General features: G+C 69.6%; 19 protein-coding genes. 12 read left to right on the forward strand and 7 right to left on the reverse strand.

Translation table 11 applies throughout. The features are described 5' to 3' along the window. Positions 1–13 precede the first annotated feature (13 nt). The 8 genes from O7634_RS13220 to O7634_RS13255 all read left to right on the forward strand — a co-directional run bounded on the left by O7634_RS13220 (position 14) and on the right by O7634_RS13255 (position 7,438). The gene (locus O7634_RS13220) at positions 14–1,918 is read left to right on the forward strand and encodes a radical SAM protein (protein WP_278150429.1); all 1,905 of its coding nucleotides are present in this window, start codon (positions 14–16) and stop codon (positions 1,916–1,918) included. Further along, on the forward strand, positions 1,894–2,517 hold the full coding sequence (locus O7634_RS13225) for a hypothetical protein (RefSeq protein ID WP_029536938.1): 624 nt from the start codon (positions 1,894–1,896) through the stop codon (positions 2,515–2,517). Before O7634_RS13220 ends, O7634_RS13225 begins: the two co-directional genes overlap by 25 nt. Beyond that, on the forward strand, positions 2,514–3,242 hold the full coding sequence (locus O7634_RS13230; protein ID WP_029536937.1) for a hypothetical protein: 729 nt from the start codon (positions 2,514–2,516) through the stop codon (positions 3,240–3,242). Before O7634_RS13225 ends, O7634_RS13230 begins: the two co-directional genes overlap by 4 nt. Positions 3,243–3,251: 9 nt before the next feature. Further along, positions 3,252–3,887: a hypothetical protein gene (locus O7634_RS13235; protein ID WP_029536935.1), complete on the forward strand. Its 636-nt coding sequence runs from the start codon at positions 3,252–3,254 to the stop codon at positions 3,885–3,887. Between the two features lie 11 nt (positions 3,888–3,898). Next, entirely contained in the window at positions 3,899–4,783 is an 885-nt protein-coding gene (locus O7634_RS13240) for a protein kinase (RefSeq protein WP_278150430.1), read from the forward strand. 109 nt (positions 4,784–4,892) lie between these two features. Further along, a complete protein-coding gene (locus tag O7634_RS13245; RefSeq protein ID WP_196246416.1) occupies positions 4,893–5,057 on the forward strand; it encodes a hypothetical protein in 165 nt (54 codons plus the stop codon). 102 nt (positions 5,058–5,159) lie between these two features. Further along, positions 5,160–6,083: an HEXXH motif-containing putative peptide modification protein gene (locus O7634_RS13250; protein ID WP_051669288.1), complete on the forward strand. Its 924-nt coding sequence runs from the start codon at positions 5,160–5,162 to the stop codon at positions 6,081–6,083. Beyond that, a complete protein-coding gene (locus O7634_RS13255) occupies positions 6,080–7,438 on the forward strand; it encodes a serine hydrolase domain-containing protein (RefSeq protein ID WP_029536930.1) in 1,359 nt (452 codons plus the stop codon). Before O7634_RS13250 ends, O7634_RS13255 begins: the two co-directional genes overlap by 4 nt. A gap of 114 nt (positions 7,439–7,552) precedes the next feature. On the opposite strand, the gene O7634_RS13260 is transcribed toward O7634_RS13255, so the two are convergent. The 3 genes from O7634_RS13260 to O7634_RS13270 form a co-directional block, all read right to left on the reverse strand. Next, positions 7,553–8,257, reverse strand: a complete 705-nt coding sequence (locus tag O7634_RS13260; protein ID WP_278150431.1) for a hypothetical protein — start codon at positions 8,255–8,257, stop codon at positions 7,553–7,555. Positions 8,258–8,337: 80 nt separating this feature from the next. Further along, complete coding sequence (locus tag O7634_RS13265) at positions 8,338–9,576, reverse strand: IS701 family transposase (protein WP_278150432.1); 1,239 nt, start codon at positions 9,574–9,576, stop codon at positions 8,338–8,340. A 165-nt stretch (positions 9,577–9,741) separates the two neighbouring features. Continuing rightward, entirely contained in the window at positions 9,742–10,791 is a 1,050-nt protein-coding gene (locus O7634_RS13270; RefSeq protein ID WP_029536926.1) for a hypothetical protein, read from the reverse strand. Between the two features lie 276 nt (positions 10,792–11,067). Here O7634_RS13270 and O7634_RS13275 point away from each other — a divergent pair, with 276 nt between their 5' ends. Further along, positions 11,068–12,441 carry a hypothetical protein gene (locus tag O7634_RS13275; RefSeq protein WP_278150433.1) on the forward strand — a complete coding sequence of 458 codons (1,374 nt, stop codon included), beginning with the start codon at positions 11,068–11,070 and terminating at the stop codon, positions 12,439–12,441. Here O7634_RS13275 and O7634_RS13280 read toward each other — a convergent pair. Together O7634_RS13280 and O7634_RS13285 are read right to left on the reverse strand one after the other, a co-directional pair. Next, positions 12,438–12,713: a hypothetical protein gene (locus O7634_RS13280; protein WP_278150434.1), complete on the reverse strand. Its 276-nt coding sequence runs from the start codon at positions 12,711–12,713 to the stop codon at positions 12,438–12,440. The genes O7634_RS13275 and O7634_RS13280 overlap by 4 nt on opposite strands. A gap of 9 nt (positions 12,714–12,722) precedes the next feature. Then, positions 12,723–13,547: an SDR family NAD(P)-dependent oxidoreductase gene (locus O7634_RS13285; protein WP_278150435.1), complete on the reverse strand. Its 825-nt coding sequence runs from the start codon at positions 13,545–13,547 to the stop codon at positions 12,723–12,725. A gap of 130 nt (positions 13,548–13,677) precedes the next feature. Between O7634_RS13285 and O7634_RS13290 the strand changes: the two genes are divergently transcribed. Next, entirely contained in the window at positions 13,678–14,634 is a 957-nt protein-coding gene (locus tag O7634_RS13290; RefSeq protein WP_278150436.1) for a CoA ester lyase, read from the forward strand. A 74-nt stretch (positions 14,635–14,708) separates the two neighbouring features. Here the strand turns inward: O7634_RS13290 and O7634_RS13295 are convergent, their stop codons facing one another. Then, positions 14,709–15,305, reverse strand: coding sequence for a DUF4190 domain-containing protein (locus O7634_RS13295; RefSeq protein WP_278150437.1), 597 nt, complete (start codon positions 15,303–15,305; stop codon positions 14,709–14,711). A gap of 117 nt (positions 15,306–15,422) precedes the next feature. Between O7634_RS13295 and O7634_RS13300 the strand changes: the two genes are divergently transcribed. After that, positions 15,423–16,328 (forward strand): SDR family NAD(P)-dependent oxidoreductase, encoded by a 906-nt coding sequence (locus O7634_RS13300; protein WP_278150438.1) that lies wholly within the window; start codon positions 15,423–15,425, stop codon positions 16,326–16,328. A 17-nt stretch (positions 16,329–16,345) separates the two neighbouring features. Here O7634_RS13300 and O7634_RS13305 read toward each other — a convergent pair whose 3' ends face one another. Beyond that, positions 16,346–16,888: a DUF4190 domain-containing protein gene (locus O7634_RS13305; protein ID WP_278150439.1), complete on the reverse strand. Its 543-nt coding sequence runs from the start codon at positions 16,886–16,888 to the stop codon at positions 16,346–16,348. A gap of 175 nt (positions 16,889–17,063) precedes the next feature. Between O7634_RS13305 and O7634_RS13310 the strand changes: the two genes are divergently transcribed. After that, positions 17,064–18,260 (forward strand): acyl-CoA dehydrogenase family protein, encoded by a 1,197-nt coding sequence (locus tag O7634_RS13310; protein ID WP_278150440.1) that lies wholly within the window; start codon positions 17,064–17,066, stop codon positions 18,258–18,260. The last annotated feature ends 10 nt before the right edge of the window (positions 18,261–18,270 follow it).

The following is an 18,270-nucleotide window of genomic DNA, read 5'->3' on the forward strand; positions in this document are numbered from 1 at the left end:
TGGGAGGCAGCCGATGCACGGCACGACCGATCAGCACGACCCGATGGCCCACCTGTACCGCGGCCTCGACGTCGAAGACGCCGACAGTGCCGTGTCGGTGATCCTCAAGCTACGGGGGGAAACCTGCGACATCGACTGCCTGTACTGCTACGAGAAGCGCAAGGAGGTCCCGGGGGGAGCCCGGATCGACGCCGGTCAAGTGCGTCGGCTCACCGAGCTCTTCCCGGGGCGCCCGCTAGCTGTCGAACTACATGGCGGCGAGCCGCTGACCGCCGGACGCGACCACGTCGCCGAGGTACTGCGTGAACTCGCGTCCCAGCCCAGTGTGGTGCGGGTGTCGATGCAAACCAACGGCGTGTTGCTCGATGAGCAGTGGCTGGATCTGATCGACGCCCTGTACCCGCGGCTCCAGATCGGCATCTCCCTCGACGGAGACGAGGCGGGCAACGCCTGGCGGGTCGGTTACGACGGCCAAGCGGTGTACCCACGCGTGGCCGCCGCGCTGCGCTTGCTGGCCGAGCGCGGACGGAGGGTCGGATTGATCGCTGCGGTCACCCCGACCGTGCTCGGCCGCGCCGAAGCCGTCTTGGACCACCTCGCCGGCTTCGAAGCGGTCAACGCTGTCAGCTTCGTGCCCTGCTTCGATGCCTCTGTCCAAGGCCCCACCGCTGCCCGAGGGCAGCGCCTTCCCGCGAGCCGACTCCTTCAGCGCGCTGCTCTGCGTGGCCCGCAAGGGCCGGGATGGGCGACCACCCCGGGCCAGTACGCCGAATTCGTGCTCGCCGCCACCGTCCGCTGGATCGGCGCTGGGCACTTCACCCGGCTGAAACTGGAACCGGCCGTGTCCACCATCCGACGGCTGCGCGGACTCGACACCGGCTTCTGCCACTTCTCCAACCTGAAGTGCGACCACGTCTTCACGCTGTATCCGGACGGGCGGCTCGGCAGTTGTGACGAGCTGCCCTGGCCGCAGGCCCAACTTGCCTTTCTGGACCAGACTCTCGGGCAGAGCGCGGTCGTCGCGGCTCAGCGGCGGCTGCCGCTGCTGAACCAGGGCAAGACGCTCATGGAGCGGTGCACCACCTGCGCGTACCGGTCCACCTGCGGCGGCGGCTGCGTGGCCACCCGCTGGCGTCAGGACCAGGCTGGCGACCAGGACGCCTACTGCGACTACCGGATGCGGATGATCGACGGTATCGCCGCACTCCTCACCCAGCCCGCGCATCCGGAAGGTGCCTGGTGTCGCAGCGTGCGCCTGCGCTCCCGTACGCCGAACAGCATGCGTGACGTCGCCTCCTTCCTCGCCCGCTGGGACCACGCCGAGGCGGACCGTCCGCATGTGCGGCTGCGCACCAGCTCGCACGGCAACATCAACACCGTCGGCCTGCCCGGCGTGCACGAAGCCGACGACGTCGACCCGGCCCACCCGCAGTGGCGAGAGGCGATCGAGCCCGGCGTCCGCCCTCTCGTCGACGCTGTCACCCAGGACTGGCGCCTGATCACGTACGACAGCTGCCAGGGACATCTTTATCCAGGCCTTGATTTGCCGCCCGCCGAACGCCGGGTCGGCATCCTTCCGCGTAACCGGACCGAGTACGCACGAGCCGCTGCCGCCCTGTGCCGCGCGATCACCGCTGTGACCACCGCCCTGCCCGCCGCGGTGCAGGTGGCAATCGGACGGGCGGAGCTGACGTGCGAGACCACCGGACGTACGAGCCCCGTACTCGACCTGGTGCTGCGCCCGCGTCCTGGGCACGGCTGGCCGGGGTACTTCGACGCCGTTGACGCGGCCACCCGCGCCGTCACCGACGCGCTGTGCGGCGAGCGGCCCACCGAGGACGGCTGCTATTGCCCAGCGCCTCAGAGCACTGCTTCGACCAGTGAGGAGGCGGCATGGGTGGCGTCGCAGCCTCGCTGACGATCCATCAGTTGTTGGGGCGGATCGTGTACTTCCACGCCCTGTTCATCGAGCCCTCGCTCGCTCCCAGCGCCCCGAGCCGGCCTGGTCCGGTGTGCTGTAACCATGGCCCGGAACCGGACCGCGGCACCATCAGCGAGTTGTTGACGGACTCCGCCTGGGCGGCTCTCGTCGAGGTCGCCACCACCCTCCCCGCGCACGATCACCCGTGCCCGAAGGCCAAGGACACGTGCTGTGCCACCTGCCGCGTTGTGGCCGCCGCCGCAGCGGTCGGGGCTGGATGGGCAACTACCGAGCACCGCAGCTACCAGCGGGCTGAGCCTGCCGAAACGCTCCTGCGCTCCTGCCAACTGGCAACGGCGGCACGCCTGGGGCAGGCCTTCGCCACACAGCACGCGGCCCGGTGCCCGGCACTGGACAGGCTCGCCGAATCAGAGGCGCTGCCTGGTGCGGAGGAGTTGCCGCTGACGGGAGAACTGCTGGCTCTATGGGCCAGCCCGATCACTGACGGTCACCACCCTGTGGCCAGTTGGCTCAATCACTGCACCGGCCTGGACGACGTCCGCCGGGTGCTCGAGACGAGGAGGACCGACTCGTGATCCACATCGCCGAGACCGTCGCGGTCGGCAGCGTCGAGGGATTCGTCGACGCCGAGGAGCGGGACCGGCTCGCCGCCATGATGAACGACTTCCTCACCGAAGAGGCCCGACTCCGCTTCGGCGCGAGGCGGGCCACCTCCATCCATGAGATCCCCGGACAGTCCAACGAGCAAGCCATGGCCGTCTACGAGCCGGCCGGACGGATCGAGGTCCCGAGGATCCCGGACAGAGCCGAGGCCCTACTTCAGCACGCCTTCGACCGCGCCCGGCCCGCTCTGTCCCGCGTCATGCCATCGATCACAGCCTGCCGGCCGTGGACCTACGTTGAGTACGGCCCCGGCCAGTACATCACCGGCCACCTCGACGGCATCGCCCCCGACCCACTCGCTTGGCCGCGACAGATCGCCGGCATCAGCGTCGTCATTCACGAGGCGGAGACCGGCGGTGCGTTCTACGTCGAAAGCACGTCCAGCGACCGCCTGTGGAACACCCGCCTGGACCACGACACCCAGGGACACGGCTTCACGGACGGTATGTGGCTGGCCCACGACGGCGCCGACCACTCCGCGGACTGGTATACGGCCATGCCCCGAACCCGCTGGAGCGTGAGCCCGGCCCCGGGCACCGCCCTGCTCTACGGCTCCCAGCTCACCCACGGCACCGAACCGGTCACCCTCGGCCGCATCGCGAAATTTATCAGCTGGCTGATCGCCGAGAAGGACTAGGAGCGAGGCATGCTGCTGGCCTTGGAGGGCATCGCCGGAGCCGGGAAGAGCACGCTACGCGACCGGATCCTGGCCAACGCCGCCCGCGAGCACATCCGCCTCGGGCACATCGGCCAGTTCTCCTGGCTGTCGCTGGATGCGACCCGCTCCATCATCGGCCTGCGGGCCGGCCGTCCAGCCGCAGACGGCGTGCGAGCGATGGCCGCTGTCCGCCGCGATCTGGAACTCCATGCTCGCCACAACCTCGCCCCCGCCCTGTCCCTAGGCGCGGTCATCGCCGACCGGCTCACCTTGTCGACCGCCAGCCTGATCGCCCTGCTGCACGACCGTCCTGTCGCCCACTACGTCCAGCAGCTCGCCGAGGTCACGGCCGCGCGGGCGGACCTGATCGTCCTGCTCACCACCGAGCCCGGGCTGTGTCATGCCCGGCTGTCCATGCGGCCCACCATGCGTCGCTTCGGGGAGGACCGCTCGACCGCTGCTCGGTATGCCGACCTGTACGAACAGGCCGCCGACGCGTGGACCGAAGCAACCGGCCTGCCCGTGCTGCGCCACCCGTGCACCAGCGAACCCGAACTCGACCGGCTGGCCATCGCCTGCCTGGACCGGGTACGCCAACCCCTACCGCAGGCGTCGCGATCATGAGGAGGCAGCCCATGCACCCGATGCACCCCGCCGCCTGGGTCCTTGACCAGCTTGGTGACGCCGGCTGGCACGTCCACGATCTCCTCTGCTTCACCCGCGCCAGCACTCTGGTGCTCGCCAGCCGCAAAGCCGCACCTCCGGTGGTCCTCAAGGCCGGCTTCGGCAGCAATCACGTCCTGGCCGAGCTCGACGAGGCCACCCGAAAGGCCGCCTACGGCTTCTACTGGTACGCGGAGATGACCGAGGCCGAAAGGGCCTTGACACGTGAGGACTTCCGCCACGAGATCGCCGCCACCCGCGCCGCCCGAGGCGCCGCACACGTCGTGCCGTTACTGGAGCAGGGCAGCACCGATCGGTTCGACTGGTACACCATGCCCCACTGCCACGGAGGCAACTTCCGGGCACACCTCGCCACCACTCTCAACCGAGACGACGTGACGGCAGGGCTGCACATCCTGGCCGACGTCGCCGAAGGCCTGGGGACCCTGCACGAGCGCGGAATCGTGCACCGCGACGTCTACCAGGAGAACATCCTCATCCACGACGGTCAGGGACTGATTACCGACCTCGGTGCCGCGCGACGCGCCGACACCCCGCGCGGCCCCGCCAGTCGAGGCCCGGAGGTGCACTGGCCCCCGGAGTACGCCACCTCCTACGACCGCGCCACCCCAGCCGCTGACGTATTCAGCCTCGCGGTCCTGGCCTACCGCTACCTGTGCGCCGACATCCCCCGCCACGGCCCCTCCCGGCTGCACACCGCACCCGCCGGCCCGCGCCCGATCATCACCGCGGCGCTCTCCCCAGCACCCGAGGACCGGCCCGCCATGAGAGAGCTGCGCGACGCCCTGCGCCAAGCGGCCACCCCCGCCGCCGTGCCAGCCCAGCGCAGCATCTGACCCCCCAACAACGGAAGGAGACGCGGTGCCCACCGCCCGCTCACCGCCGCAGGAACTGGCTCCAGAAGGTGTACGGCCCACACCCCATTCGGAAAGGACGAGCGCACCCATGGACAACGACCGGATCAGCGACTTCCTCGCCGCCGTGGACGACCTGCGCGGCGACGACGAGACCGTCCGCAGCACCCGCCACACCTCCAGCGTCTCGGCCGAGGGCTGGCCGACCGCCGAGGCCCAGGCGAGCACCGCGGCAGCCGAGGGCACCGACGCCTGAACGCCCACACCCCACCGGCGGGCATGCCGCCGGTGAGTACCTCCTGGGGCCGGACCCTCACGGGGCCGGCCCCAGGCCCAGACAGCCGGAAGGACCACCGCCGTGGACGCGCCCGCCATCTCCTTCTCGTCCGCCCCCGTTCAGGCTCACCACCGCGACCGAACCCGCCGGATCCGCACCGTCCTCAAGCCCACCGCCCAACCGACGGCCACCATCTCCGACTCGCCGGGAACGGCCGCCGTCGACTACTGCCTCGCCCACCATGTCCTCGAAGGCGCTGAGGCTGCCGCTCGCAAGCGCGATACCGCCACCTTCAACTGGTACCGCGCTCATCCCGACGCGAACGCCTCGGCGCTGTCGACATCCACCGCCGTCGGTCCGCGCGTTGTACTTACCCCTGACCTGGACCGCCTGCCCCGCTCAGCGATCTCCGAGACCCCCTACTACGTACTGGGCCCGGACACCACCGCCGCCCCGCCGAACCTGCGGGAACTGGCTGCCGCCGCTTACGCCACCGGCGCCAAGAACGGCTTCGCCGACCTTCTCGCCGGCCACGCGGTCGTCGTCTGCCTGCTGCGCCACAAGCAGCTCGGCGCCACCCTCGACAGCTGGACCATCACCCGGCTACCCGGCACCATCTACTGCGACCACGTCAACGAGCCCCTCGTCCTGGCTCGCGACCTGATCCACGAGGCGGGCCACAACTGGCTCAACGACGCCCTTAACGCCACCGCCTGCGAGATCAGCGATGAAGTCAGGTTCTACTCACCCTGGAAGAAGACGAAGAGGCCCGCCTTCGGCTTCCTGCACGCCTGCTTCGCCTTTCCCCTCACCATGATCTACACCGCTCGCGTCCTGCCTGAAACCAGCGGCGACCTGTACCGATTCCTGACCGCCTACCTGGAGCAGCAGCGCGGACTGCTCGCCACCACCGCCGCCGATCACGCCCGCGCGCTCAGTCTGATCACCACGCCCGACCTACGCGAACGCCTACGCCTGGTCCACCGAGAGGCTCTCGGCCTATGAACTCCGCCAACACCTCGGCTGTTACTACAGCGGCGGCCCTCGCGGACCGACTGGGCGAACCCGGTGTCATCCTGCGCATCAGCCAGCCCGACCAGCTGACGGCGCAGTCCTACACCGGATCCGCCAGTCTCGAGCTCGCCGCGCCCATCGGGGAGAACACCGCCTTCAACGCTGGCTCCGTCGCCAAGCAGATCACCGCGTACCTGTGCATCCGCGCCGCACGCGACCGTCTCCTCACCCTGGACCGGCCCGTCGGCGACATCCTGCCCCGCTTCCGCATCCCCGACGTCACCATCGGCGACCTCATCCAGCACCAGGGCGGCGTCCGGGACGCAGAGTCCATGTTGTCCCTGGCCGGCTTCCGCGAACTCGACCACTACACCGCCGATGATCTGCTCCAGCTCGCCTACCGCCAGCGGCACCGAGCCGTCGAGCCGGGCAGCTTCCTGTACAGCAACACCGGTTACCTCCTCCTCGCTGAAGCTCTCACGCACGCGTACGGCGCGGGACTCCATGAGATCGCCGACCGGCACGTCTTCACCCCGCTCAGCATGACCTCGGCCCAATTCAAGACCGATCCACGCGAGGTGATCCCGGGCGCTGCCGCCAGTTACCAGGCCGTCGCCAGTGGATGGCAGCACCAGCAGCGCCCGGTCACCCTGCCCGGCCCTGGATCTCTGTGGTGCACCGCCGCTGACCTGGACCGCTGGCTCGCCTACCTCTGGCACGAATGGCGTCCCTCGGACGCCGACGCGCTTCCGTTCGACCAGCACCTCGGCTATCAGCCCAGCGACCACGCGCCGTTCACCTACGGTGCTGGGCTGTATGCCGACCCCCGCCCCGGCCGCACCGTGGTCTTCCACTACGGCCACGAACAGGGTTTCTCCGCCGCCGTCCATCTCACCTGCGCAGGGCTCCGCGTCATCTGCCTGTCAAACGACGCCGGAATCGCCGCTGACCACGTAGTCGCCGCGGCCTTCGCCGACCCCACCCATGACTCTGGCGCCGACCCCAACGAACTGCTGAACCGCGCTCTTGGGAGCCGTCCCGCACGAAAGACCACCTGCACGGGCCGCGCCGGCACCGAGGCGGCCCACACCATGCTCGGCACCTACGTCTGCGACGAGGTGCCCGGCAGCGTACGTCTGACCCGCAGTGCGGGCTCGCTGTACTTGTGGCGTCGGGGAACCCGCGACAGGCTCACGCGTAGCGGGTCGTCGTACCGGGCCGAGGGTTACGCGCTCACACCCAACACCTCGCCGATGGCGACATTCGATGATGTGCCGGCCCCCAGTGGCTTCGTTCTTGATCTCGACCGCGCACCAGGACTGCACTATCGACGGCGGTCGGACTGATCGATCGGCTTCTCACGTCCGGGCGACTTCCCGGATGTCTCGCCACTTCCTCAATCAGTGTGTCCAAGCGCATGGAGCTCAGATAGGGCAAGACTGCTATCTCGCGAAACGCAGTTACTCGCCTGAGAGGCTCGTCGCCTGGTCTGCGATCCCGTCCTGCTCGTGCGAGACACGGTCGGGTGGTAGGTCCAGGGCTCCGAGCAGCCGCTCGGCGTAGGTCTCGGCGGCCTGGCGCACCCACGCGGGTCGGATGAAGAAGAGCCAGGCGGCGGCAAGACTCAAGTGCAGTCCGCCGACCACTACGAGCGGGCTCGTGAGCCCGTCGCGCAGGTAGATGACAGCGTCGGCCGCAGCGGAGGCCGTGAGCACGCCGAGCGCGAGCGGTTTGATGCCAAGCAGATTGCGAGCGAAGCCGTAGGCGGCGTTCTCGTGATCGATGAGGGGAAACTGGCCAGGTCGCGAACGCACATGGGTGATCAGGCAGCGGGTTGCCGCAACGTAGGCTTCGTCCGCCTTTTGGGGGTTCGCGGCCTCTTGCCGACGGGTCGGTAGCGCAGCGCCGAACAGCACTTCCAAGGCTTGCCGACGCCGTTGCAACATAACGCTGTTCTGAGCCTCGCGGAATCGGAGCAGCTTGGTCGTGGGCATGCCATCCCACTTCACAATCAAGCGCTGCTGCGTGCGTTGGCCGAGTACGCGCACGATGTTGCTGGCAAGGAACAACGTCCCTGCGCTCAACAAGATCGGGCTCAGAGCTACGAGCGGTTTGTTGTTCGTGAGCAGCGCCGAGATCAGTGCGACGGGTAGCACGGCGAGCATCGCTGGATAGATGCGAGCCCGCCGGCTGTAGGAGTCAAAGCCGCTGACCGCCTCACTAATACTCCAGCAGGAGATCCGTTTCAGGGCTCGGTGAGGGCTTGTCGGGCGTAGTGGCTGATCTTGGCTTCGGCTTGGTGTTGGCGTCGGAAGATGGACCAGGCGATGACGTCGCCGACGCGTCGGGCGGGTTCGATGACCAGAGCGTGGAACAGCCGTCGGACTTCGTTGACGGTGATCGGGATCAAGCCGTCTGGGCTGGTGGTGCTGGCCGCTGCGGCGGCGGCGAGGAACGCGTGAGCGGCGATGACGAGGGTGGTCCAGCGGTGCCAGGCCCGCCAGCGGCGGTGCTGGTGCTGGTCCAGGCCGAGGCCGGTTTTGGTGGCCTGGAACGATTCCTCGATGCTCCACCGTCGGCCGGCAACGGCCACCAGGTGGTGTAGCGGAACCGGTTCGGGTGACCAGCAGCGGTAAAACGCCAGCTCACCGGTGCTGCGGTTGTGGCGGATCAGCAGCCAGTGGTGACCGTCGTGCTGGTCGACGGCCAGGGGCAGGGTGACGAACGCCCAGTCGTAGTAGCGGTGACCCTTCGCCCCCTGACCGGCGGAGATCCGCTGCCACGCCCGCTTCGGCAGGCCGGCGGCGATCTGGTCCGCCCGTTGGATGCCCAGTCCGGTCGGGACTCGGTGCGAGCAAGCGACCGCGAGAACGTAACCCAGCTCGTGGCCGCGCAGCGCCGCGGCCAAGTGCGGGTCACCGCCGTAGGCTTCGTCACCGGCGACCCATCGGCAGGGCAGCCCACCGGCGAGGGCGGTGTCGATCAGCTGTCGCGCCAGCTGCGGCTTCGTGGCGAACCCGACCGTGTCGGGCACCCCTGCCTCCACCCGTCGCGCGGCATCGTCGGTCCATGACTTCGGCAGGTAGAGAGCGACGTCGAGCAGGGTGTGACCTTGTGGTGAGGCGTAGGACAGGTGCACCGCGAGTTGGCAGTTCTCGATCTTCCCGGCGGTGCCGGAGTACTGCCGTTGCACCCCGACGGTGTGCACGCCCTTCTTCAGATCCCCGGTCTCGTCGATGACCAACACCCCGTCCGGGTGCCCGAGCTTGGCCGCGACGAAGTCCCGCACGTCGGCGCGGACCTGCGCGTCGTCCCACCTGGCACGACCGATCAGGTCCTGCATCCCGCCTGGCCCGTCGTCACCGGCGTGTTCCGCGATCGTCCAGCAGTTCTTCGTCGGCAACGGCGCCAGCAGCCCGGCCACGAAGTCCCGCACCCGCCGGCGGGGTTCAGGCCGCCCGAAACACGATCCGATCACGTCCATCAGCTCGTCGAACAGCCCAGACCATCGCTGGCCATCTACTCTGTAGGCGGCAGCCACCGCCGTATCTTTGGTCCACACAACCACGAGACTCAGCGGTGGCTGCTCCATGCCTACGGACAAAACCACACTGCTCCAGCAGGTCCGAACGGATCTCCTGCTGGAGTACTAAGCTTCATCGTCATCCTCGACCAGCGCCGGGAGTGGCTGCAAGGTGCCCCATCCCGGACGCGTCAGCGTTCCCGAGTTATGGCAGATGGCTTTCCCCTCGGTGGCTCCCACGAAGCAACCTCGACGCGTCAGGGCGTTGACCACCTTTGGTGAGGGATGCTTCGGAGCCGCCTTGGCGGAGCTGATGAAGGCGATCGTCGAGGGCGCGTGCGGCGAGTTGGGCATGCCGAGAATGCGGTTCAGGAGGGTGGGCCCCAGGTTGCGCTTGCTCCCGTGGTGCGGCGCCTGCATGAAGGACAGCGGGTAAGCCGCGAAAGACCCGTATGTGCTCTCGTACTGATCGGCGGCGGCCGTCATCGCGGGGATGCCGGCGTCGCCGGTGAACAACATCCGTTGTCCGTCCAGGGTCAGCAACGTGATCACCGAGGAGTTGTTCCGGTGGCTGGTCTCGCCGTCATCGGTCAGCGTCTCCACCGGCAGCCAGTCGACTGCTCGTTCGAGGAGGTTGACCCCTCGCTGCCACCAGCCCCTGGCGGACGTCGCCGACGCGACCAAGTGCTTGGCTTCCCACAACTGCTGCTCCAGCAGGTTCTCGTAGTAGCTGGTCGTCGGCCCCAGCACCGTCAGCTGACCACCAAACCGCGACTCTCCGGTGAAGGGCTCGCTCACCGCCACGTTCCGGGCTTTGGCCCTGTCCAGGAGATCGTCCAGGGCTTCGAGATTGCTGAAGTCGGACACGTCATGGGCATGTGCGCGGGGCTGGTGGACCATCAGCTCCCGCACCTCGAGGGCGTCTACGACGCCTGCCAGTCCATTCAGGTGGTCCGCATCGGGATGCGTGGAGATCATCAGATCCACCACGTTCGTACCGTAGTACTCCCTGATGTGACTGACCAGTGAGTCGGCGGTGTCCTTGAAGCCGCCGTCGATCACCACAACGGCTTGCCGCTGCTCGGCGTGCACCGTGAAATTGATCGCGATGGCGTCGCCACTCTTGCCGCCGTCCTGGTCCCGGTTCTCCACCGGCAGAAAGTCCACCTCGAACATCGTTCTCTCAATCCCACGAGATGTGTCGTACACATGATCGAACCTCGCCGAACTGTACGCCTCGACCCTCATGGACATCGGCCATTGTGAGAGACATCTTCTACTCGTCACCTGCTCGACCTGTTGCTCGTTTCTTATTGAGATGGGGTTAGGTGGCTTCTTACGCTACTTGACTACTGTGAAGAGCCAGACCCGGCACGCCCTGGGTCGGCTGCGGGTTCTCGCCCCCGAGTTGGCCGAACTCGTCGGCCGGAGTCCGCAGGAGGTGACCTCCCGATGACCGCCCGACTCTCCGAGGCGCTGCGCCGTCTCGCCGACGACGTGCCGCCCGCCCGCGTACCCGACGGGCTCTTCGACGCCGCGCGGACCCGGCACCGTCGTCGCCGGGCCGTCGTCGCCGGCGCGCTCGCCGTCCTGGTCCTGCTCCTGGGCACCGGGTACGCGCTGCACCCGGTGGCACTTCCGATGCCCGCCGGCCCGCGTCCCGACGCCCCCGGCCTGCCGAGCAGGCTCGTCGACCCGCCGCTGCGGACCGCCTCGGTGCGTCACTCGGCGCCGGGCGCGGCGGCGATGCTCTTCGGTGGCCCCGCGGTGCGCACCAACTGGTTCGAGACCCGGATGGCGGTGGTGGCCGCCGACAGCGACCGCTACCGCGTGCTCGACGGCGACCCGGTCGTCGCGGGTTTCGAGGCGTCGCTCTCCCCGGACGGCCGGTACGTCTGGACGGGCACGTCGCTGCTCGACCTGACCTCCGGAAAGACCACCTCGAACCGCCCGGACGGTTACCCGCTCGCCTTCGCGCCGGACGGCAGGCGCCTGGTCTACGCCGACGACGACACCACGTTCACCGCCCCGAACACCTACCGCACGCCGTACGTGGGGGTCTACGACCGGGACCGGGCGGCGGACGTGCTGCGGGTGTCGGTCCTGACCAGTTGGGTCCCACCGGGGCGCACGGCGGCGATGTCCTCGGACGGCGGCCACCTCGCGCTCCAGGTCCGCGACGAGGTCTGGCTGGTCCGGGTGGACGACGCGGGCACGGACCGGTTCGCCGAGCCGTACCGGAAGCTGCCGCTGGCCGGTGGGCGGCTCGCCGGGGCCGGCTCCTGGCTGCCGGACGGTCGGTCACTGGCCGTCCTGGGCAGGTCCACCTGCGCCGACTGCCCGGTGCCGTCCTATCCGCGCACCTGGACGCTGGCGACGAGGTCCACGGTCGACGGCACCGCGACGGGCGGCACGGAGTTCCCGCAGCTGCGTTCCCGCTCGTTCGTGCACCTGATCGGCTGGCGTTCGGCGGACGAGGCCGTCGCGTTGGTCGGCGTGCCGGGTCCGGGGGCGGTGGACAGTCCGGAGGAGCACGACATCGCCTGGGGTCCGTACCACGAGCCCGGCACGGAGGCGGTGGAACTCGTGGTGCTGCGCCGGGGGGCGACAGCTCCGGAGGTGCTCTTCCGAACCCCGGCGGGCATCACCGACCTGTCCGTCGCCGCCGACCTCGCGATCAGCGGGGCGGTACGCGAGTCCGGCCGCCCCCACTACGGGCCGCCGCCGTTCTGGATGCTCGCTGTGGGGTTCGTGGTGGTGGTCCTGGTCGCCCTGCCCGTGCTGTCGCTGCTACGTCGTCGGCGGGACCGGCGACGGCTGCCCTAGCCCTCGTGGACTTCGATGACCCGGGTGGTCGGCGCGGACTCGCCGAGCGCGCTCCGCAGCGCCGCCCGGTCCCCGTCGGCCAGGAACGACTCGTACCCGGCCCGGGAGTCGAACCGGATCACGTGCGCCTCGGTCCGGCCGTCGGTGCCGCGCAGCCGCCGGTCGAGGTGGCCGCCGTGTCGCTCCAGCAGGGCCAGCACGGCGTCCTCGTACCGCTGCCCGGCCGTCTCGGCGCCGGCGGCGTAGTCGACGATCGCGACGAGTGTCAGCATGGTGCGACGCTAGCCGTCGAGGCCGACGGCGCGGGCGCTCGCCGCCCAGAGCCGGGCGGCGAGCTGCGGATCGGCCGCCTTCCGGTACGGCCGGCGCAGCCGACGGTCGACGTAGTAGCCCCCGTCGACGAGCCGGGACCGGTCCTGGTTGGCCAACCACACCAGCGTCTCGGCGCCCTTTTCGGCGCTGCGGAACGGCAGGAGGCGCATGCCGAGCGCGACGATCCTGCTCTCGTTGCCGAACCGGGTGCGGACCACCCCGGGGTGGAAGCTGTACGCGGCGATGTCCGGCCAACGCCGGCTGGCCTCGGCGGCGAAGAGGACGTTCGCCTGCTTGCTGGTGCCGTACGCGCCGGCCGGTTGGTAGCCGCGCAGGGACCTGTTCAGGTCGTCCGGGTCCAGCCTGCCGAAGCGGTGCGCGCCGGAGGCGGTCACCACGATCCGGCCCAACCGGTCGGCCAGCAGGTTGGTCAGCAGGAACGGCGCCAGGTGGTTGGCCTGGATCGACATCTCGTAGCCGTCGACGGTGCGCAGTGGTTGCAGCGCGATCGCCCCGGCGTTGTTGGCCAGCACGTCGATCCGGTCGTACGCGGCCCGTAGCTGTTCGGCGAGTCGTCGTACGTCGTCGAGGCTCGCGAAGTCGGCCCGGAACAGCTCCGGGCGCTCGCCGACGGTCTCCCGTACCCGCTCGGCGGCGGCCTGCAGGCGGGCCGGGTCCCGTCCGACCAGCACGACCCGGTCGCCCCGGCGGGCCAGCTCCACGGCGGCGGCCAGTCCGATGCCGGAGCTGGCGCCCGTCACCACCACCAGTCGACGCCCAGTGAGATCTTCCACAGGTCCATTCACCCCGGTCATGGCGCGAGGTTACCGTGGCGTCACAACGCCCTTTGGGATCGTTAAGTTCTCGGATCTGTCGTCAGGTGGCGTCGGCCAGCCCGCCGGCCGCTGGAAGGAGCGCACATCCATGGCCGCAGTCGGTCGCCCCCGCAGGTCGTGCCTGGCCGTGCCGGGTTCCAGCGTGAAGATGCTCGGCAAGGCCCAGGGGCTCCCCGCCGACCAGGTCTTCCTCGACCTGGAGGACGCCGTCGCCCCGCTGGCCAAGCCGGACGCGCGCAAGAACGTCGTGGCCGCGCTGAACGAGGGGGACTGGGCCGGCAAGACCCGGGTGGTGCGGGTCAACGACCTGACCACCCCGTGGACCTACCGGGACGTCATCGAGGTGGTCGAGGGCGCCGGCGCGAACCTGGACTGCGTCATGCTGCCCAAGGTGCAGAACGCCGCCCAGGTGCAGTGGTTGGACCTGACGCTCACCCAGATCGAGAAGACGCTCGGCCTGGAGGTCGGCCGGATCGGCATCGAGGCGCAGATCGAGAACGCCGCCGGTCTGGTCAACGTGGACGCTATCGCCGCCGCCTCGCCCCGGGTGGAGACCATCATCTTCGGCCCGGCCGACTTCATGGCGTCGATCAACATGAGGTCACTGGTGGTCGGCGGGTTGATCCCCGACTATCCCGGCGACCCTTACCACTATATCCTGATGCGAATCTTGATGGCCGCCCGGATGCACGACAAGCAGGCCATCGACGGCCCCTTCCTGCAGATCCGGGACGTCGACGCGTTCCGTGCGGTGGCCAAGCGCTCGGCCGCGCTGGGCTTCGACGGCAAGTGGGTGCTGCACCCGGGGCAGATCGACGCCGCCAACGAGGTCTACCAGCCGGCGCAGGAGGACTACGACCACGCCGAGCTGATCCTCGACGCGTACCAGCACTACACCTCCGAGGCCGGCGGCAAGCTCGGCGCGGTGATGCTCGGCGACGAGATGATCGACGAGGCGTCCCGGAAGATGGCGCTGGTGATCGCCGCCAAGGGCCGGGCCGCCGGGATGAGCCGTACCTCGTCGTTCACCCCGCCGGCCCACTGACCGGCCGGGCCGGGACGACAGCCGCCGGCTGTCGTCCGGCTCGACTGTCGGCCGTACGCCGGCCCGCCCGCCGGTCAGTAGCTGCTGCTGTTGTCGCTCGTCGCGATCGCATAGATGATCGCGACGACGTAGAAGGCGATCGCCAGTACCAGGAAACCGGTGAGGATCCAGCCGACGATGATGGCGGCCTTCGCCATCCCCGCGCCGCCCTCGCCGCTGAGCCGGATCTGCTTCTGTGCGACGTGCCCGAGGATCGCGCCGATCGGCGCGGTGACGCAGGACGTGAATCCGATCAGCGCCAGTACGAACGCGGCGATGGCCAACCCGTTGGTCTTCGGCGGCTGCGGGTGGCCGTAGCCGGGGTACTGCGGTGGGTAGCCGGGCGGGGCGTAGCCGGGCACCGGCTGGGTCGCCGGCGGCTGCGCACCGGTGTACGGATCGACCGGCGCGTACGGGTTGGCCGGCGCGTACGGATCGGCCTGCGGGTACGGGCTGGCCTGCGGGTACGGGTTGGTGGGCGGGTACGGATCGGCCTGCGGGTACGGGTCTACCGGCCCCGGTTGGGTGGGCACCGGTCGACCCGCCACCAGGGTCGGGTCCGGTGTGGGGCTCGACGGCTGTCCCGACCACGTGGGGTCGTTCCGGTTGTCGGGCGGCGGGGGATTGGTCATGCGAACTCTCCGTCACATCGGGGGGCTGTGACAGGGTAGCCAGCACCGCGTAAACCCGACGGCCCCGCTACCGGGTGCCGCGTTGCCCGGGCCGCCCGCAGCGGGCAGGATCCTGGCATGGCATTCGACGTGCGCGCCGCGGACCGTTCCGGCAGCCGACCCCGACGGGACGTCAGCCGCCCGGGCACGGCCCGACGCGCCCGAGCGGCCGCCCCGGCCGGCGGCACCGGTCCCGACGAACCGGTCGCGCTCGCCGACCCGGTGACCATGCGGCTCGACGGGCGGGTCGCCCTGGTGACCGGCGCGGGCAGCCCGGACGGCATCGGGTACGCGACCGCCCGGCGACTCGCCGACCTCGGCGCCCGGGTGGCCATCGTCTCCACCACCCGACGCATCCATGAGCGGGCCGGGGAGCTCGGGGTCACCGGCTTTGTCGCGGACCTCACCGACGAGTCCGAGGTCGGCGCGCTGGCCGACGCGGTCGCCGAGCAGTTGGGCGACGTCGAGGTGCTCGTCAACAACGCCGGTCTGGCCAGTCGGGCCAGCCAGGGGGTGCTGCGGCCGGTGGCACAGCTCAGCTACGACGAGTGGCGGGGTGAGATCGACCGCAACCTGTCCACCGCGTTCCTGTGCAGCCGGGCGTTCATCGGTGGGATGGCCGAGCGGGGTTGGGGTCGGATCGTCAACCTGGCGGCCACCGCCGGCCCGGTCAACGCCCTGCCCACCGAGGCCGCGTACGCCGCGGCCAAGGCCGGGGTCGTCGGGCTGACCCGGGCGCTGGCCATGGAGATGATCGCCGACGGGGTGACGGTCAACGCGGTGGCGCCGGGCACCATCTACACCGCCGCGTCCACGATGGCGGAGATCAAGCAAGGGCTGGGCACTCCGGTCGGCCGGCCGGGCACTCCGGACGAGGTCGCCGCGGCGATCAGCTTCCTCTGTTCGCCGGCCGCGTCGTACATCACCGGTCAGATGCTCGTGGTGGACGGCGGCAACAGCGTCCGCGAGGCCCGGTTCCGCTGACCTCGGCGGGTCGCCGGTCAGTAGCCTCCGCTGTCGCCGGTGTTGCCGAAGGCGACCAGGGCCAGCCAGCCGCAGCAGGCCAGCACGACGAGGCCGGTGAAGACGTAGCCGAGGATCAACCCCCAGGTGGCGAGCTGGTCACCCTCCTCGCCGCTGGCGCGGATCTGCCGTTTGGCCACGTGACCGAGGACGGCGCCGGCCGGGGGAAACACGAAGGCGAACACCAGCGACAGGATCGCCAGGATGTTGGTGCCCCGACCGGGCCCGGCCGGGGGCGGGCCGTACTGACCATAGGGACCCTGCGGCGGGTACGGCGGCTGCTGGCTCCAGTGCGCCGACTGGTGCGGCCCCTGCTGGGGGTACGCGGGCGGCTCGTCCGCCGGCGGCCCGTACGGCGAACGCTCCGCCGGCAGCTCGAACGCCGGCCGCTCCGGCGGGGGCGCGTACGGCGACTGGCCGGCCGGCGGCGGCGCGTACGGCGACTGGTCCCGGGGTGGTGGCTCGTAGGGCGACGGCGGCTGCTCGTCGCTGGGTGGTGGTCCCGGCGGCGGGTGGCTCACAGCTGTCCTCCTCCTGCCGTGCCGGAAAAGTCCCTCTTGCCGGACGCTACCCGCAGCGGTGAACCTTTTCACAGCGGTTGTGTGGACTGGTCACCTTGGCCGCGGCAGTGGACGGGACCGATACTGACCGAGCGTTCAGTTACCCACGAGTAGTACGCGGACCCCGGAGGCTGAGATGGCCCGACTCGCCCAGACGCCCGGCCTCACCGATGTGCAGCTGTCGATCCTGGAGACCGTCCGCGACTTCGCCGACAGGGAGATCATTCCGCACGCGCAGCGGCTGGAGCACGCCGACGAGTACCCGACCGACATCCTCGACGGCATGCGCGAGATGGGGCTGTTCGGCCTCACCATCGACGAGGAGTACGGCGGGCTGGGCGAGTCGCTGCTCACCTACGCCCTCGTCGTGGAGCAGCTCTCCCGGGGCTGGATGTCGATCTCCGGCATCGTCAACACCCACTTCATCGTGGCGTACCTGATCTCACAGCACGGGTCCGCCGAGCAGAAGGCCCGGCTGCTGCCGAGGATGGCCACCGGCGAGGTGCGCGGCGCGTTCTCCATGTCCGAGCCGGAGACCGGCTCGGACGTCTCGGCGATCACGTCCCGGGCGGTCCGGGACGGTGACCGTTACGTGCTCAACGGGCAGAAGATGTGGCTGACCAACGGGGCGTACTCAGCCGTGGTGGCCACCCTGGTCAAGACCGACACCGGCGCGGAGTCCGTCTACGGCAACATGAGCACCTTCCTGCTGGAGAAGGAGCCCGGCTTCGGTGAGACCGCACCCGGCCTCACCATCCCCGGCAGGATCGAGAAGATGGGTTACAAGGGCGTCGAGACCACCGAGATGGTGCTCGACGGCGTGACGGTGCCCGACACCGCGATCCTCGGCGGCGCAGACCAGGTGGGCCGCGGCTTCTACCAGATGATGGACGGCATCGAGGTGGGCCGGGTCAACGTCGCCGCCCGCGCCTGCGGCATCTCCATCCGTGCCTTCGAGTTGGCTGTCGCCTACGCCCAGCAGCGCAAGACCTTCGGTCAGCCGCTCGCCAGGCACCAGTCGATCGCCTTCAAGCTCGCCGAGATGGGCACGAAGATCGAAGCGGCGCACGCCCTCATGGTCAACGCCGCCCGCCTCAAGGACGCCGGTCAGCGCAACGACGTCGAGGCCGGGATGGCCAAGCTGCTGGCCTCGGAATACTGTGCCGAGGTCGTCCAGGAGGCGTTCCGCATCCACGGCGGCTACGGCTACTCGAAGGAGTACGAGATCGAGCGGCTGATGCGGGAGGCGCCGTTCCTGCTCATCGGCGAGGGCACCTCGGAGATCCAGAAGACCATCATCTCCCGTGGCCTGCTCAGGGAGTACAAGATCTAGATTACCGTTC

Origin of the sequence: Micromonospora sp. WMMD1120 (assembly GCF_029626235.1) — a bacterium.
Lineage (GTDB): Bacteria > Actinomycetota > Actinomycetes > Mycobacteriales > Micromonosporaceae > Micromonospora.

Bases quoted from the DNA above. Each gene is read 5' to 3' on its own strand.
- O7634_RS13220 (WP_278150429.1), top strand. From the start codon at position 14: ATGCACGGCACGACCGATCAGCACGACCCGATGGCCCACCTGTACCGC.
- O7634_RS13225 (WP_029536938.1), top strand. From the start codon at position 1,894: ATGGGTGGCGTCGCAGCCTCGCTGACGATCCATCAGTTGTTGGGGCGG.
- O7634_RS13235 (WP_029536935.1), top strand. From the start codon at position 3,252: ATGCTGCTGGCCTTGGAGGGCATCGCCGGAGCCGGGAAGAGCACGCTA.
- O7634_RS13240 (WP_278150430.1), top strand. From the start codon at position 3,899: ATGCACCCGATGCACCCCGCCGCCTGGGTCCTTGACCAGCTTGGTGAC.
- O7634_RS13245 (WP_196246416.1), top strand. From the start codon at position 4,893: ATGGACAACGACCGGATCAGCGACTTCCTCGCCGCCGTGGACGACCTG.
- O7634_RS13255 (WP_029536930.1), top strand. From the start codon at position 6,080: ATGAACTCCGCCAACACCTCGGCTGTTACTACAGCGGCGGCCCTCGCG.
- O7634_RS13260 (WP_278150431.1), bottom strand. From the start codon at position 8,257: ATGCTCGCCGTGCTACCCGTCGCACTGATCTCGGCGCTGCTCACGAAC.
- O7634_RS13265 (WP_278150432.1), bottom strand. From the start codon at position 9,576: ATGGACGTGATCGGATCGTGTTTCGGGCGGCCTGAACCCCGCCGGCGG.
- O7634_RS13270 (WP_029536926.1), bottom strand. From the start codon at position 10,791: ATGTTCGAGGTGGACTTTCTGCCGGTGGAGAACCGGGACCAGGACGGC.
- O7634_RS13275 (WP_278150433.1), top strand. From the start codon at position 11,068: ATGACCGCCCGACTCTCCGAGGCGCTGCGCCGTCTCGCCGACGACGTG.
- O7634_RS13280 (WP_278150434.1), bottom strand. From the start codon at position 12,713: ATGCTGACACTCGTCGCGATCGTCGACTACGCCGCCGGCGCCGAGACG.
- O7634_RS13290 (WP_278150436.1), top strand. From the start codon at position 13,678: ATGGCCGCAGTCGGTCGCCCCCGCAGGTCGTGCCTGGCCGTGCCGGGT.
- O7634_RS13295 (WP_278150437.1), bottom strand. From the start codon at position 15,305: ATGACCAATCCCCCGCCGCCCGACAACCGGAACGACCCCACGTGGTCG.
- O7634_RS13300 (WP_278150438.1), top strand. From the start codon at position 15,423: ATGGCATTCGACGTGCGCGCCGCGGACCGTTCCGGCAGCCGACCCCGA.
- O7634_RS13310 (WP_278150440.1), top strand. From the start codon at position 17,064: ATGGCCCGACTCGCCCAGACGCCCGGCCTCACCGATGTGCAGCTGTCG.